The organism is Pseudomonas sp. SK2 (genome assembly GCF_016772395.1).
Taxonomy (GTDB): domain Bacteria; phylum Pseudomonadota; class Gammaproteobacteria; order Pseudomonadales; family Pseudomonadaceae; genus Aquipseudomonas; species Aquipseudomonas taiwanensis.
The window spans coordinates 2,506,831-2,522,260 of record NZ_CP061944.1 but is presented as its reverse complement, the minus strand read 5'-3'; the positions used below and the strand labels follow the sequence as shown (position 1 = coordinate 2,522,260).

Below are 15,430 nucleotides of genomic sequence, written 5' to 3'. Positions count from 1 at the left end.
ACTCACTCGGCCAGCAACCGTAAGGCCTGGCTGGCGAGACTCTGGAGCTCAAAAGGCTTGAGCAGCAGCGCGGTGCCCGGTTCTTCGAACAACTGGGTTTGCAATGCAGGCTCGACAAAACCCGTGATGAAAAGGACCCGCTGTTCGGGCACCAGTTGGCGCATCGCCCGTGCCAGCTGCCGACCGCTGAATCCACCCGGCAAGCCGATATCGGTGATGACCAGGTCGAAGGGGCCATCTTGGCGGAAACGCTGCAGGGCCTCGTCAGCATCGCTGGCCTGGTGAACGTCGAAGCCACACTCGTGCAGATACTCGCGCATCAGCGCGCGCAAGTTCAGCTCATCGTCCACCAGCAGCAGGCGTTGTCCGCGGGCCCGTTCCACCACCGGCGTCGGTGGGGGGGGCTCAACGGGCAGTGGTTGGTGGCAGCGCGGGAACAGCATCGAGACCCTGGCACCCTTGTCCGGTGCTGAAGTGATCCATACGTATCCGCCGGACTGGCGAACGAAACCGTAGACCATCGGCAGCCCCAGCCCAGCACCGCTACCTATGGACTTGCTGCTGAAAAACGGTTCGAAGGCACGGGCCATCTCCACCTCGGACATACCATGGCCATCGTCCTCCACGTGCACCGCTACATAATCCCCTGGCGGCAAACCCGTCTCATCGGGAAACGCGGTGGCAAGGCGCTCGTTGGCGCAGCGAATGGTCACGCAGCCACGCTCCAGGCAGGCTTCGCGAGCATTGCTGCACAGGTTGATCAAGGCCGTCTCGAACTGCGTACTGTCAAGGCAAACGGTCCAGGGTTCGATATCCAGTTGCCATTGCAGGCGCATCTCGGCACCCAGGGTCTGAAGTAACACGGGCTGAAGTGCCGACAACTGCCGGTTGAGGTTCAACGGACGGGGCTTGAGCGGTTGATTGCGGGAAAAAGCCAGCAACCGATGGGTCAGGTTCATGGCGCGCTGCACTGAATCGCGCGCCATGTCGACGTAGTCCCCCAAACGCTCCAGACGCCCTTGGTCCAAGCGTCGCTGCAACAACTCAAGGCTACCGCCGATGCCGGACAGCAAATTGTTCATCTCATGTGCCATACCGCCTGCCAGCTGGCCAACGGCTTCGAGTCGCTGACTGTTGCGTAGCAACGCCTGGGATTGGCGCATGGCCTCGTCACGATCATCGGTGATGTCGCGGCCGACCGCGGTCAACAGCGAGCCGTCGAACTTGGCGGTCCAGCGGAACCATCGGTAGTGCCCGTCCTGATGACGCAAACGGGTTTCGAACGTATCGTCGGCATTGCCAAGGATGAAGTCGACCACCGCCACCTGCACCTCGGCGCGGTCCGCCGGATGGATCAACTCAAGTACCGAACGGTCGCGTACCTGGTCTTCACTCCACCCCAGAATGCGGTACCAGGTGGGATTGGCATCCTTCAACACAAGTTCCGAGGTGACAGTCACCATCGCATCGCGCGACAGCGCCCAGAGGTGCTCGCGGTCGACCATGTATTTCTGGATTTGCGCCTGCAACACCTGCACCTGGTCCCGCCACGCTCGCTGCAACTCGGCGCCGGCCGTGGTTTCCATCACCGTGTGCAGAAAACCTGCCACCTCCCCATGGTCATCACGCACAGGGGAGTAGCAAAAGGCGAAGGAGCCCTGCTCTCCCTGGGCGCCACGACCGACCACAATGGGCTTGTCCCCGATGCAGCTCGCGTGGCCTTGCAGCGCTTTGAATACCCACGGCCCCACTTCGTCCCAGGCCTCATGCCATAGCCTGTCGAACCCTTGGCCCAAGGTATCCTGTTGCACGGGATGCAGCGCCTGGTAAGCCTCGTTGTGGATGACCGTCAGGTCCGGCCCCCAGACCAAGGCGCTAGGGAATGGGGTGTTGAGCACCATGTCGACCGCAATGCGCAGCGGAGCTGGCCAACGCGGCAAGGGGCCCAAAGCAGTACGCCCCCAGTCGAAGCGCGCGATTCGCTCGGCGAGGGTGCCTGCGGCATCGGTGTCTGTCGCCTGGGGAACGCCCCGCGGACCGGGTGGGTGTGGCGTACGGTTTGCGCCCAATATGTCGATTCCACTGTGGGGTAGAAGAAAGGATTGGCTGCATCATCTGCGCGAACGAGCGCCTCTGCAAGACATCTGTAATGTTAACCATTACGCGTGCACCACACGCGCTGCGAAATGGCGCGCCCTCAGGAAGATAGCATAACGCCACCATCACAATGGCGTGAGCGAAAACCCCAGCTATGCTGATTAGGCTTCACCTGCCGCCTGTTGCTTTATTCCTTCGCTGCCAATGGAGCCTGGTCATGAGTAAGAAGATTCTGGTTGTGCTGACCAATACAGCCAAGTACCCGACACTCAAGCGAGCGACCGGACTGTGGCTGGGGGAGGCAGTGCACTTCGTCGAAAAAGTGCAACAGGCCGGCTATGCCGTGGACTACGTGAGCCCCAGCGGCGGCTATGTGCCGATCGACCCTCACAGCCTGCAACTGGCCCCAGACCTAGACTGGCAGTGGTACAACGACAAGACGTTCATGAACCGGCTAGGCGCTTCGCTGCAGCCCGGGCAGGTCAAGGCCGATGAGTACAAGGTCATCTATTACACGGGGGGACATGGGGTCATGTATGACTTCCCCGACAACCCGGCGCTGCAGGACCTTGCGCGTCGAATCTACGAAAACCAAGGCATCGTTGCCGCCGTCTGCCACGGTGTCGTGGGCTTGCTGAACATAAAACTCAGTGACAACAGCCTGTTGCTGAAAGATCGGCAAGTCACCGGATTTTCAAATATTGAAGAGAAACTGGCCGAGCTCGATGCCGTGGTGCCCTTCCTGACCGAGAACGAACTGACAGCGCGGGGCGGTCAGTACCTGAAACACGACGACCCTTGGCAGCCCTTCGTGGTTGAAGATGGCCGGCTCATTACAGGTCAGAACCCCGCCTCCACGGGTGCGCTGGCGGAAAAGGTACTGGCAAAGCTCAAGGTGCGATGAACCTTACAGCGATTTCCCCTGATCCCTACCTACGCATCGCCTGCGGATTACAGCCTGAGTAACACAGCTTACTTAGGCTCACCCTTCGTTTGCTCATGCGGCAGACCTACGAGGGGGAAATGCAGGCTATGGCGAAACTCACACAGATCGGCCGCATCATGCTGGCACCGATGCTGGCCTTGACCACCAGCCTGATGCCGGTTGCCAGTGGGCTGGTGGTGATGTTCTACCAACTGGAGCGCAAGCTCGAAGAAAACGCGCGAGTTTCCGTTCAGGAAGCCGTCTACGCGATCGATGGCGCATTGGATCGGTTGCACGCGTCGGCAGAACTGGTTTTGCCTTTGGCTGGCAAACCCTGTTCGCAAGCCCAAGAGAAGCTGGTGGGCCTGCTGCAGGGAGGGCAACGCCTTCAATCGCTGGTGCTGGCGCAGGAGGGCAAGGGCTATTGCTCGTCGATGGATGACGCGCTGTTGTACGACAGCCTGTTCATCGACCAAGACCACCCTGCAATGCTCGTCTTCGACCCGCCCACTGCGCCCAACGCAGTGTTGGTCGTGTATCAGCTGAGGCAGGACAACCTGCGTGTCTACGCATCAGCCTATGGCATGGAACTCCGTAACGAGCTGCGCGGCTTCCAGGATGGCCTGACGCTGCTCCTTGAATTTGGCGAGGACTATATCTGGAGTCATGGCGACAGCCGCGACGCTGATCGGCCTTCCCAATCGGAGTTCTTTGAAACGGCTCACTCCGAGAAGTACGGCTATACCGTCAAAGGCGGCTATGAAACAGGGTTTACCGCTCGAGAAGCCCGCCAGTCGTTGTTGCAGACGATGCCGTCAATCGCCCTGGTCGGGATACTGACAGGCTCGATCGTCTACTGGGGGATGGTAAGGGTGCGTCGCAAGGCGTTGGGTGCCACCGCCATCAGGTCATGACGGCAGCACCCCTGTGTCGTCAATCGACGTTCAGGACACCGCGGCGCACCTGGTCGCGTTCGATGGATTCGAACAGGGCCTTGAAGTTGCCTTCACCAAAGCCGTCATCACCTTTGCGCTGGATGAACTCGAAGAATACTGGCCCCAGCAGGGTCTCCGAGAAAATCTGCAGCAACAGGCGCTTGTCGCCCGCTTCGGACGCGCCGTCGAGCAAAATGCCGCGAGCCTGTAGCTCGGCCACGGGCTCACCGTGGCCTGGCAGCCGCTCTTCGAGCATCTCGTAGTAGGTCTGCGGCGGTGCGGTCATGAAGCGCATGCCGAAGCCCTTGAGGGCGTCCCAGGTCTTTAGCAGGTCGTCCGTGAGGAAGGCCACATGCTGGATACCCTCGCCGTTGAACTGCATCAGGAACTCTTCGATCTGCCCTGCACCTTTGGACGACTCTTCATTGAGCGGGATACGGATCATGCCATCGGGCGCGGTCATGGCGCGCGAGGTCAGACCGGTGTATTCGCCCTTGATGTCGAAGTAGCGAATCTCGCGGAAGTTGAACAGCTTCTCGTAGAAGCCGGCCCAGTAAGCCATACGCCCGCGATAGACGTTGTGGGTCAGGTGGTCGATGATCTTCAGGCCAGCACCGACGGGGTTGCGATCCACGCCGTCGATGAAATTGAAGTCAATATCGTAGATCGAACTGCCTTCCTCGAAACGGTCGATCAGGTACAGCGGTGCCCCCCCGATGCCTTTGATTGCCGGCAGGCGCAGCTCCATCGGTCCGGTCTCGATTTCGACCGGCTGAGCGCCCAGCTCCAGGGCCCGGGCGTAGGCTTCATGGGAATTGCGAACACGAAATGCCATGCCGCACACCGACGGGCCATGCTCGGCTGCGAAGTACGATGCGATGCTTTTCGGTTCGTTGTTCAAAATCAGGTTGATGCCACCCTGACGGTACAGGTGCACATCCTTGGAGCGGTGGGTCGCCACCTTGGTGAAACCGAGCATCTGGAATACCGGCTCCAGCACCCCCGGCGTCGGCGACGCCAGCTCGATGAACTCGAAGCCCATCAGGCCCATTGGATTGTCGAAGATATCAGCCATGTTCGTGTCCTCATCTGCAGCGAAAAATGATCAATTGCCTGTGATGCGGAACGTAGATGGTGGGGAGCACGGGATACCCCGCACGCTGCGGGCGAGGAAGTCACCAATGATCAGCTTGAACCCATGGTATGTCATATGGACCCATTCTCGGCGGGCTGGATCCTCCGTAGGCGAAGGACCTTATTGTTGTATTCGTAAACCGATTCTACATTGCGTAAATACCTTTGTCGCGCTTTAGTTCGCGCTGCACGCCGACGAGCGGCTATCCTGTGCAGGTCTTCCTTTACAAGATTAGGTCAGCATGCCCCTCACGGTTAAACGCCCCGCCCGCTGGAGTTGGCGAGCACTGCTCCCCTGGCTCATTGGCGTATTGCCACTGGCGTGCGGGCTGGTGGTCATCGACTGGCAAACCCAACGCGAGCTGCGCGCCAACAGCCTGGCCACCACGAGTCAGGTGGTGACCCATGTCGAGCGCATTCTCGACAACCTCTCTGGAGCCGCCCAGGCCTTGCTGCCACTGGCCGGCAGCCCATGCGAGCAGATCAAGCTCAACCTGCGCGGCCAGGTAACCCGCAACGCGTTCGTGCGCTCGACCAACCTGTTCCAGCACAACAGCCTGTACTGCACCTCATTGTTCGGCGAGTTCGACGAGCCAGTCGATGCCCGCGATTACACCGAGGGTAAACTGTGGCTGATGGACGGCAATTCGGTGACTCCCGGTCATCCATTGCTGGTGTACCGTGCCAGCGAAGGTGACCGGGGCGCCATCACCACGGTCGATGGTGAACACCTGCTTACGGCGCTGCGCCTGATCGGCCCAGATGAAGTATTGCAGATCCGTGTCGGCGATAAATGGATGGGCAAGGACGGCGTGGTACGCCAGGGCATGCCCCCCGTTGCGCCCATCGCCAGTGTCGAACGAAGCTCCACCCGTTATCCCTTCAGCATCCACGGCGGTTATGAGGCAGGCAAGCAAGGCGCGGTGCTGCGCAGTCATTACCCGGCGCTGCTCAGCCTGTTGCTGTTCATCGGCGCGGTGGCCGGGGTTGCATGTCATTGGCAGATCCGCCGTGCCTCGTCGCCGCGCAATGAACTAAGGCGCGCCCTGGAGGCCGACGAGTTCCTGCCGTACTTCCAGCCGGTGGTGCGCAAGGGTGACTATCGCTGGGCGGGGGCCGAGGTGCTGATGCGCTGGAACCATCCTCGCGAAGGACTGGTGCGCCCCGACCTGTTCATTCCATATGCCGAACACAGCGGCCAGATCGTCGCCATGACCCGCGCCCTGATGGTGCACACGGCACAGACCCTGGCACCCTACTGCTCGCTGATCGAAGACGGATTCCACATCGGCATCAACATTACCGCCGACCATTGCCGCGACCTCGGCTTGCTCGACGACTGTCGAACTTTCCTCCAGCACTTCCCGCCCGGCCGAGTGATCCTGACTCTGGAATTGACCGAGCGCAAACTGATCGAGCCCACACCCGTCACCCTGGAGTTGTTCGAGAAACTTCATGAAATGGGGGTGATGATCGCCCTGGACGACTTCGGTACCGGCCAATCGAGCCTCAACTACCTGCGGCAGTTCCAGGTCGACTACCTGAAGATCGATCAGAGTTTCGTTGCCATGATCGGTGGCGATGCCCTGTCCCAGCATATCCTCGACAGCATTATCGAACTGTCGGGCAAGCTGGGCCTGGGCATCGTCGCCGAGGGTGTGGAAACCACTGCCCAACGGGACTACCTGGCACACCACCAGGTGGATTTCCAGCAGGGCTACCTGTTCGCCAAGCCCATGCCGGCGGCGCAGTTTCTCCAGGCACTGGCGGCCCGCCCAGGCATCACGCAGTTGCCGCAGGGCGCGCCCCCTGAGATCATGCGCGGCTGATCCAGCGGCTTAACTCCCCCTATTTCGAGGCATTCGTGTCAAAAGGCATTCTCTCGTCGGTCATGGCGTCCTGTCTGTTCGCTGTGATGTACTTCTATACCTCTTTGCTCTCACCGCTCGACGGCGAAGAAATCTTCGGCTGGCGCACGCTGTTGACCCTTCCCTGCCTTACCCTGTTCATGCTGCTGACCAAGGACATCAAGCTGGTCGGCGGGCTGCTTGGCCGAGTGCGGCAGAATCCGCTGCTGTTGCTGGGCATGGTTGGCACGTCCTGGTTGATGGGCGTGCAGTTGTGGCTGTTTCTCTGGGCTCCTCTGCACGGGCGTAGCCTGGAAGTGTCGATGGGGTACTTCCTGCTGCCCCTGGCGATGGTGGTGACCGGGCGCATGGTGTACGGCGAACGGCTGTCCCGCCTGCAGAAAGTGGCAGTGGCCTGCGCCGCGCTGGGCGTGGGGCACGAGTTGTACCAGAATGGCAGCTTCGCCTGGGAAACCTTGCTGGTGACCCTCGGTTACCCGATCTACTTCGTGCTGCGTCGCCGCTGTCGCACCGACCACCTGGGCGGGCTTTGGTGCGACATGTGCCTGCTGCTGCCGTGGGCCGTGTATTTTGTGACCCAAGGCCCCCTGAGCGCCAACGACCTGCTGCAGCACCCTGCCCTATACGGTCTGATTCCGTTATTGGGAGCGATCAGTGCCTGCGCCCTGATCGCCTACGTGCTTGCCAGCCGGCTGCTTCCGTTCAGCCTGTTTGGCCTGCTCAGCTATGTGGAACCCGTTTTGCTGGTAGGTGTAGCGTTGCTGCTGGGCGAGACCATCGGCCCAGACCAGTGGCTGACCTACCTGCCGATCTGGGCCGCGGTGTTGGTGCTGGTGCTCGAAGGAATCAAGCACCTGCTACGCCAACGTCGTCGTCCGGTTTAAGGCGCACCTGGCGCACCCGGCGCTCCTCCACCGCCACCACCGTCATGACCCAGCCATTCCAGGCCAGACGGTCACCGACCACCGGCAAGCGGTCCAGCAAGCTCATGACCAGGCCCGCGAGGGTCTGGTAGTCCTCGGTGGCACGGGCGCTGAAGCCGGTTCGCGCCTGCACCTGGCTCAGGTTCAGGGCGCCGTTGACCACGAAACCATCGCTGTCTTCGACTACGCCTGGGCCCTCGACTTCGCTGGCATCGGGCAGCTCGCCTGCAATCGACTCGAGGATGTCGGTCATAGTCAGCAGACCGGTGAAATCACCGAACTCGTTGACCACGAACGCGATGTGGGTCGACTGGCTGCGCATCTGCTCCAACGCGTTGAGGATGCTGAAACTCTCCAGCAGGTTCAGCGGCGCCCGTGCCATGCGTTCGAGGTCGAACTGGCTGCCTGACAACAGCTCCTTGAGCAGTTCCTTCTTGTGCACAAAGCCCAGCGGCTCGTCGATCCGGCCATCGCGAATCAACGGCAGACGCGAATACGGAGAATGGGCCAGCGCCTGGGTAATGGCTTGGGCCGGTTGCGCCAGGTCGATGGCATCGACTTGGGTACGCACCGTCATCACTGTGCGAATCGGCCGTTCGGCCAGGTTCAGCACACCACTGATCATGACCCGCTCGCGACGGTCGAACAGCACTTGCTCCTCGCCACCTTCGACCAGGTCGGCAATGTCTTCGCCCACCTCGTCAGCTTCCACCCGTCGCCCGCCCAACAGGCGCAGCACGGCATGGGCGGTGCGGTCACGCAGCGGTCGGTGCTGTTGCAGGCTGCGCTTGCGACGGGCCCGGGCCAACTGGTTGAACAGCTCGATCAGCAGCGAGAAGCCAATGGCCGCGTACAGGTAGCCTTTGGGGATATGGAAGCCCAGGCCTTCGGCGGTCAGGCTGAAGCCGATCATCATCAAAAAGCCCAGGCACAGCATGATCACCGTGGGGTGGGCGTTGACGAAGCGGGTCAACGGCTTGCTGGCCACGATCATGATGCCGATCGAGAAGATCACCGCGATCATCATCACCGACAGGTGTTCGACCATACCCACGGCGGTGATCACGGCGTCCAGCGAGAACACCGCATCAAGCACCACGATCTGCGCCACGATAGGCCAGAACGCGGCATGGCGTGCCACCCCGCTGCTCTGGGCCACGTGCCCTTCCAGCCGTTCGTGCAGCTCCATGGTGGCCTTGAACAGCAGGAACACACCACCGAACAGCATGATCAGGTCACGGCCGGAGAAGCTCTTGCCGAATACCTCGAACAGCGGCGCGGTGAGAGTGACCATCCACGAGATACTGGCCAACAGGCCCAGGCGCATGATCAAGGCCAGGCTCAGGCCAATCACCCGCGCGCGATCGCGCTGATGGGGTGGCAGCTTGTCGGCCAGAATGGCGATGAACACCAGGTTGTCGATACCCAGCACCAGCTCGAGGACGATAAGCGTCAGCAGGCCCAGCCAGGCCGTGGGGTCGGCTAGCCATTCCATTAGCGGGTACTCACGGGGAAAGCGTCACGAGGACGGGGGAAGGATGGCCAGGAAGGCCGGAGACTGGGGGGCTCCGCGAAGGTGCTCATACGTACCTTGATCAAGAAATAGGAAGGTGATCCTACAATCACCGTGGGTTCTTTCGACAGCGCAAAAATATTACAAAAGCTGTAACCGCCGCTGTGAGGGACTTTTCTTCAATACATCGCCCACCTACCAGGCCAGGATCGTGGCATCTTCCACACGAGGAAATGCACCCATGACTCTCGCGCTTTCCATGGCCGCCTTTGCGCTGGCAGCTTCCATTTCACCGGGCCCGGTAAACATCGTTGCCCTGGGCAGCGGTGCCCGCCATGGTCTGCGGGCCAGTCTGGGCCACGTGGCAGGCGCCACGCTCGGGTTCTGTGCACTGTTGCTGCTGGTCGGGCTCGGGGTGCACGAACTCCTTGCGCGCTGGCCCATGGTTGGTGTGCTGTTGCATTGGGGGGGCGTAGCATTCTTGCTGTACATGGCATGGAAGCTGGCCCTGGATGACGGTCAGCTGAACAGTGCACTGCACCACAGTGCCCCCACTGCCTGGCATGGCGCAGTCATGCAATGGCTCAACCCGAAGGCCTGGCTGGCGGCGGTGGCCGGGGTCGGTGCCTACACCGGTGGCGAGCAGCACTTGCTGTGGTTGTTCACTTGGATCTACGGGCCGATCTGTTTCGTGTCGGTGGCCGGCTGGGCCTGGGCCGGCAGTGTGATTCGACGGTATCTGGGTAACCCACGGCGAGTGCGGGTGTTCAATCGAGGGTTGGCGGCGTTGCTGGTGGCCAGTGCGGGGTATCTGGTCATTTAATGGAAGATCGGCGCACAAGATCCGATCTGCACGCGTCGACTTTTCCTACAGTGCGGATCGAATTTGCCTGGCATCTAGTCAGGTAACCCCACTCATACCCTTTGGCCTTCTCGGATTTCCCGGGGTAATCCCCCGGCTAGGAAGGCCTGCCAAATGCCCCAAGGTTCCCCCGGATCCGCGCTGTCCGAGCGCGAGGTCCAGATCGCCATCGCCCCGCTGGAAACCCTGCTGCGCGAAGACCTCGGTGCCGCTGCCGCCGCCGTCGACCAGTGGCTGCAGGACATCAGCTGCGGTCTGCTCGACCTGCAATCGGTGCGTTATCACCTCGAAGCCTCGGTGCCGGTTGTGGCCAACGCCTTCGCCCTGGTGGATGCGCTGCTCGATATCGCCGAGCTGGTACGAAATCCCAGCAACGATCCGCTGCAATGGGTCAGCCTGGGCATCAACCTGATTGGCGTGGTGCCGGTTCCGCTCGGCCTGGCACGGGCGCGCATGGTGCTGCGGCCGGTGCTGCACCTGACCCGACAGAAGCTGCGGCGCAACCCCCGGGCCAACTTGGGCGCGGTGTTCCTGGAAATCCTCGAAGGCCACCTGCACGCCAACCTTCGCGGTGAGCTGGAGCACTACGTCGACGGCGCCCTCGAGCAATTGCCTGCCATGCTCGAAGCCGCCGGCCAGACCGCCAGCCAACTGTTCGGTGGGCTGGCCGGGCTGCTCAAGGACGCCGCTAGCGGCAACCTCGACGCCGAGGTCAATCATGCCCGGGCCCGCCAGCAACTGGCCCAGGTGGCGCTGTACGACTCCCTGTTCGAAGTCGACGCCTGGACCCTGGCCGCCGCGGCCCTCGCCAATGCTGGAGAAGGCCTGCTCAAGAGCGCCTACAACGGCGTTGCGCGACAGTTCGACGAAGCCTTGCCGAAACTGTTGCAGCCCCTGATCGATACCCTTGAGCGCCTGGCCGCCCGTGTTCCGCGCTTCCTCGACACGCTGGGCCAGGCCGAGCGCGAACAGAGCATCGCCTGGTTGCTGCAACGCCTGCTGCAGACCGTGCGCGCCCACCCGCCCCAGCGAGGGATGGCGGCGGCGGTCAAGGCCGACACCACCCGGCAGGCCCGTCACGTGCTCAGCGAGGGGCACAACGAGTCGCTGTCCCGGCAGGCCCCGGTGCGCCAGGCGCCCAATCCCCGCAAGAACGGCCCATGCCCGTGCACGGCGCACAGCATTGGCTATGCACTGGGTAACGAGCTGCTGTCGCACACCGACTTCAGCCTGTCCGGCCCGTTCCCGGTCACGTGGACTCGCACCTACAACTCGCGCCTCGACAAGCTGGACAACGGCATCCTCGGCGCCCGCTGGATCACCGAGTTCACCACCTGCATCGACGTGGTCGACAAAGGCCTGCTGTTCCACGACATGGACGGGCGCAGCCATGCCTTCGCGCTGCCGAAAAAGGGCAAGCCGCAGTATGACGCAGTCGAGTACTTCACCTGGGTGCGCACCGGTGAACAGCAACTGGTGCTGCTGCGCGGCCTGGGCCGCCGGGAAACCTATGCCCGTCACGGTGACCGCTTCTACCTGACCCATATCCAGCTGCGCAGTGGCGCGGGGGCGATGCTGCATTACGAGCATCGTCACCACGACCAGCCGGTGCTGTCGGACATCAACACCTATTTCGACAACGACCCAAACAAGGTCCACCTGCAACTGGGCACCCTGCTCGACGATCACGGCCACATTCAAGGCTTGTGGCAGGTGGTCGACGGCAAGCCGCTGCGTCAGCTGTGCGGGTATCACTACGATGGCCAGGGCGACCTGATCGGCGCCCAGGATGAAAACGGCGCCGCCTGGCACTACCGCTACCGCCATCACCTGATCACCCGTTACACCGATCGCACCGCGCGCGGCTTCAACCTGGAGTGGGACGGCAGCGGCCCCCATGCCAAGGCCATTCGCGAGTGGGCCGACGATGGCAGCTTCGAAACCCGCCTGGCATGGGACACGCGCATCCGCCTGACCTACGTCACCGACGCCCAGGGTCAGGAAACCTGGCATTACTACGATGCCCAAGGCTACACCTACCGGATCAAGCACCCGGACGGCAACTCCGAATGGCTGTTCCGCGACGCACGCAAGAACGTCATCCGCCACGTCCATGCCGACGGCAGCCAGGACCGTTACGCCTACGATGAGCGCAGCAATCTGCTGCAGCACATCCGCCCCGATCACAGCGTCGAGCACTATGCCTACGACGACCACGACCAACTGATCAAGATTCGCGATGCCGAGGGCGGGCTGTGGCTGCGCGATTACGACGCGCGCGGCAATCTGGTCGAGACCACCGATCCGCTGGGCAACAAGACCGAGTTTGCCTATACCCCGGCGGGCTTGGTCAAGGCGATCAAGGACGCCAACGGCAACGAAAAGACACTCGCCTACAACGACGCCGGGCAATTGCTGGCGTACACCGACTGCTCAGGCAAGACCAGTGTTTGGGCCTACAACGCCTTCGGCCAGTTGATCGAGTTCGCCGATGCACTAGGCAACAAAACCGCCTATGAGTACAAGACCGGTCAGTTGGCCAAGGTCTCCCACCCTGACAAGACCGAAGAGCGTTTCGACTACGACGCCGAAGGTCGCTTGCTGGCTCACTCCGATGGCCTTGATCGTTGCACCACCTGGTCCTACACCGCGGCCGGCCTGCTGGCCGAACGTGTCGACGCCAACGAGCACACCCTGCGCTACCGCTGGGACAAGCTCGGACGCCTGATCGGCCTGGAGAACGAGAACGAAAGCAAGGCGACGTTCTTCTACGATCCAGTAGGTCGTTTGCTCCAGGAAACTGGATTCGATGGTCTGGTGACGCGCTACCAGTACGACCCGTATTCCGGTCGCCTGGCCTCCACCCAGATCGGCCAACGCCGCCTCGACCTGCGCTTCGACCGCATGAACCGGCTGGTCGAACGCACCGCACGCCTGGGCGATCAGAGCCAGACCGAAACCTTCGCCTACGACGGCAACGGCAAGCTGATCCAGGCCATCAACGCCGTCAGCAAACTGCAGTGGTTCCATGACGCAGCCGGCAACCTGACCCGCGAGCACCAGCACTACCTGATGACGGGTGCGCCGATGGTTGCGGTCTGGCAGCACACCTACGACGCCCTCAACCAGCGCATCTCGACCCTCCGCCCGGACGGCCACAAAGTCAGCTGGCTCACCTACGGCAGCGGCCACCTGCTGGGCATGACCCTCGACCACCACGAAATGCTCGCCTACGAGCGCGACGACCTGCACCGCGAAGTGGTTCGGCACCAGGGCAACCAGCTGATGCAGACCCAAGCCTGGGACCCGGTCGGGCGTTTGCAGGAGCAGTGGCTCGGCAGCCACGACAGCCAATCCACGCTGCTCAAGCGCCAGTACCGCTACGACGCCGCCGGCCAGCTCACCAACATCCACGACACCCGTCGTGGGCCGCTGGAGTACCAGTACGACCCCGTCGGGCGCCTGCTCAAAGCCACCAGCCGCCTGGGCATCGAAACCTTCGCCTTCGACCCCGCCGGCAACCTGTTGGACCAGAAGACCCAGGAGCTGAACCGCCCACTGGAAGCCGACCCACGTCGCAACAAGCTGATGGACAACCTGCTGCGCGAGTACGCCGGCACCCACTACAAGTACGACGAACGCGGCAACTTGGTGCACCGCTTACAAAACGGCGCGCACGCCCACTTCACCTGGGACCTGTTCGACCGGTTGGCCAGCTACAGCGACGACAAGCTCAAGGTCGACTTCGCCTACGACGCCCTGGGTCGACGTCTGTACAAGAACGCGGTCGCACATTACTGGGATAGGCCGGAAGCGGGTACCGGCTGGAACCAGATGCAGCGAGCCAAGCGCCAACGTGATCTCGGCTGTGGCTTCACCCTGTTCGGCTGGGACGGCGACACCCTGGCCTGGGAAAGCTCACCGCCAAGGGACGATGGCGATACCGGGCGTACGGTGCATTACCTGTATGAACCGGGCAGCTTCGTGCCGGTGGCCCAGGCCCTGCGCAAGCGCCCGATCGTGCTGCACAGGCAGCCGGATTGGCGTCAGCGAGAGTACGACTTCGATCAGGATCCGTTGTGGCAGACGACGATGCCGCCACAGGCGTTCGATGCGATTGCCTGGTACCACTGTGACCACCTCGGCACGCCGATGGAGCTGACCGATCCGCACGGCAACGTTGCCTGGGCGGGGCAGTACAAGGCGTGGGGAGAGGTGCGGGAGGAGCGTTCGGAGTGGGCCAAGCAGCATGGGTTGGGTAACCCGATTCGCTTCCAAGGGCAGTATCACGATCACGAGACGGGGCTGCATTACAATCGACATCGGTATTATGATACTCGGGGTGCTCGATTCATTTGTAAAGACCCCATTAGCTATGCCGGGGGGCTAAATCAATATGTATATGCTCCAAACCCTACAAGTTGGATTGATCAACTAGGATTAGCAAAAGAAAGTTGCTGCGGCCCAAAAGCGACAGATGTGGTCGATCAAACTGCCGGTTCAATAAAGAATGTTAATCCGGGTTATCCAGAGGCAGGTCGAACTCATAACTGTGTCAATTGCTCTATTGCTACTGATGCGACACTGGCGGGAAATCCTGCATCTGCATTGCCAATCAACCATACGAAAGGTGTTCCATTGAGTATACTGGAAAAGCAATTCAGCTCTAAATTTGGCCCTGTAATAGCGCCTGAGAATATTGCGCAACAAATGGCAAGCTCCGGCAATGGTGCTCGGGGTATCGTGTTTGGTTCTTATGGGCCGGGTCAGCCAGGGCATGTGTTCAATGTGATTAATCAGAACGGTGTTGTTAGATTCCTTGATGGGCAGACCGGGAAGCCAGCAAACCTTAGTAATTTCAAAACACTGCAGCTATTGAGGACAAATTGATGGTCACTTATGCGTATGCCTTGGAGTTGGCGAAGAAATATCTAAAGGACTCCGAAGTTCCTTTGCAAATTACATATGAGGGAGAATTTTCCGAGGGATGGTATTTCTGCTACCAATCAAAAGAATTTTTGGAAACAGGTGAGCTGTCAACTCAGCTCGCAGGGAATGCCCCGTTTTTAATTGATAGGCAGTCTGGTGAGCTTCATGTTCTTGGAACAGCAAAGCCCATAGATAGCTATTTGAATGACTATATAAAAGAGAAGTCCTTGAAATCGAAGTGATT

The 15,430-nt window shown here is 61.1% G+C and carries 10 protein-coding genes; 7 read left to right on the top strand and 3 right to left on the bottom strand.

Annotated elements, in window-relative coordinates; translation table 11 throughout:
- Positions 1 to 2 precede the first annotated feature (2 nt).
- Positions 3 to 2,069 (bottom strand): PAS domain-containing hybrid sensor histidine kinase/response regulator family protein, encoded by a 2,067-nt coding sequence (locus tag IF103_RS11255; RefSeq protein ID WP_502709915.1) that lies wholly within the window; start codon positions 2,067 to 2,069, stop codon positions 3 to 5.
- Positions 2,070 to 2,314: 245 nt separating this feature from the next.
- On the opposite strand from IF103_RS11255, the gene IF103_RS11250 reads away from it, so the two are divergent.
- Positions 2,315 to 3,001 carry a type 1 glutamine amidotransferase domain-containing protein gene (locus tag IF103_RS11250; RefSeq protein ID WP_023380408.1) on the top strand — a complete coding sequence of 229 codons (687 nt, stop codon included), beginning with the start codon at positions 2,315 to 2,317 and terminating at the stop codon, positions 2,999 to 3,001.
- 95 nt (positions 3,002 to 3,096) lie between these two features.
- Positions 3,097 to 3,936 carry a CSS-motif domain-containing protein gene (locus IF103_RS11245; RefSeq protein ID WP_238346517.1) on the top strand — a complete coding sequence of 280 codons (840 nt, stop codon included), beginning with the start codon at positions 3,097 to 3,099 and terminating at the stop codon, positions 3,934 to 3,936.
- Between the two features lie 19 nt (positions 3,937 to 3,955).
- On the opposite strand, the gene hppD is transcribed toward IF103_RS11245, so the two are convergent.
- On the bottom strand, positions 3,956 to 5,032 hold the full coding sequence (gene hppD, locus IF103_RS11240; RefSeq protein ID WP_023380406.1) for a 4-hydroxyphenylpyruvate dioxygenase: 1,077 nt from the start codon (positions 5,030 to 5,032) through the stop codon (positions 3,956 to 3,958).
- A 301-nt stretch (positions 5,033 to 5,333) separates the two neighbouring features.
- Between hppD and IF103_RS11235 the strand changes: the two genes are divergently transcribed.
- Complete coding sequence (locus tag IF103_RS11235) at positions 5,334 to 6,920, top strand: EAL domain-containing protein (protein ID WP_027907767.1); 1,587 nt, start codon at positions 5,334 to 5,336, stop codon at positions 6,918 to 6,920.
- 35 nt (positions 6,921 to 6,955) lie between these two features.
- A complete protein-coding gene (rarD, locus tag IF103_RS11230) occupies positions 6,956 to 7,843 on the top strand; it encodes an EamA family transporter RarD (RefSeq protein ID WP_023380404.1) in 888 nt (295 codons plus the stop codon).
- On the opposite strand, the gene IF103_RS11225 is transcribed toward rarD, so the two are convergent.
- Positions 7,806 to 9,377, bottom strand: coding sequence for a TerC family protein (locus tag IF103_RS11225; protein WP_202676118.1), 1,572 nt, complete (start codon positions 9,375 to 9,377; stop codon positions 7,806 to 7,808). The genes rarD and IF103_RS11225 overlap by 38 nt on opposite strands.
- 259 nt (positions 9,378 to 9,636) lie before the next feature.
- On the opposite strand from IF103_RS11225, the gene IF103_RS11220 reads away from it, so the two are divergent.
- From IF103_RS11220 to IF103_RS11210, 3 genes are all read left to right on the top strand, one after another.
- Entirely contained in the window at positions 9,637 to 10,218 is a 582-nt protein-coding gene (locus IF103_RS11220; RefSeq protein WP_027907766.1) for a LysE family translocator, read from the top strand.
- A gap of 153 nt (positions 10,219 to 10,371) precedes the next feature.
- Complete coding sequence (locus IF103_RS11215) at positions 10,372 to 15,147, top strand: RHS repeat-associated core domain-containing protein (RefSeq protein WP_202676117.1); 4,776 nt, start codon at positions 10,372 to 10,374, stop codon at positions 15,145 to 15,147.
- Positions 15,147 to 15,428, top strand: a complete 282-nt coding sequence (locus tag IF103_RS11210) for a YrhB domain-containing protein (RefSeq protein WP_023380400.1) — start codon at positions 15,147 to 15,149, stop codon at positions 15,426 to 15,428. The genes IF103_RS11215 and IF103_RS11210 overlap by 1 nt, the downstream gene beginning before the upstream one ends.
- Positions 15,429 to 15,430: the final 2 nt, after the last annotated feature.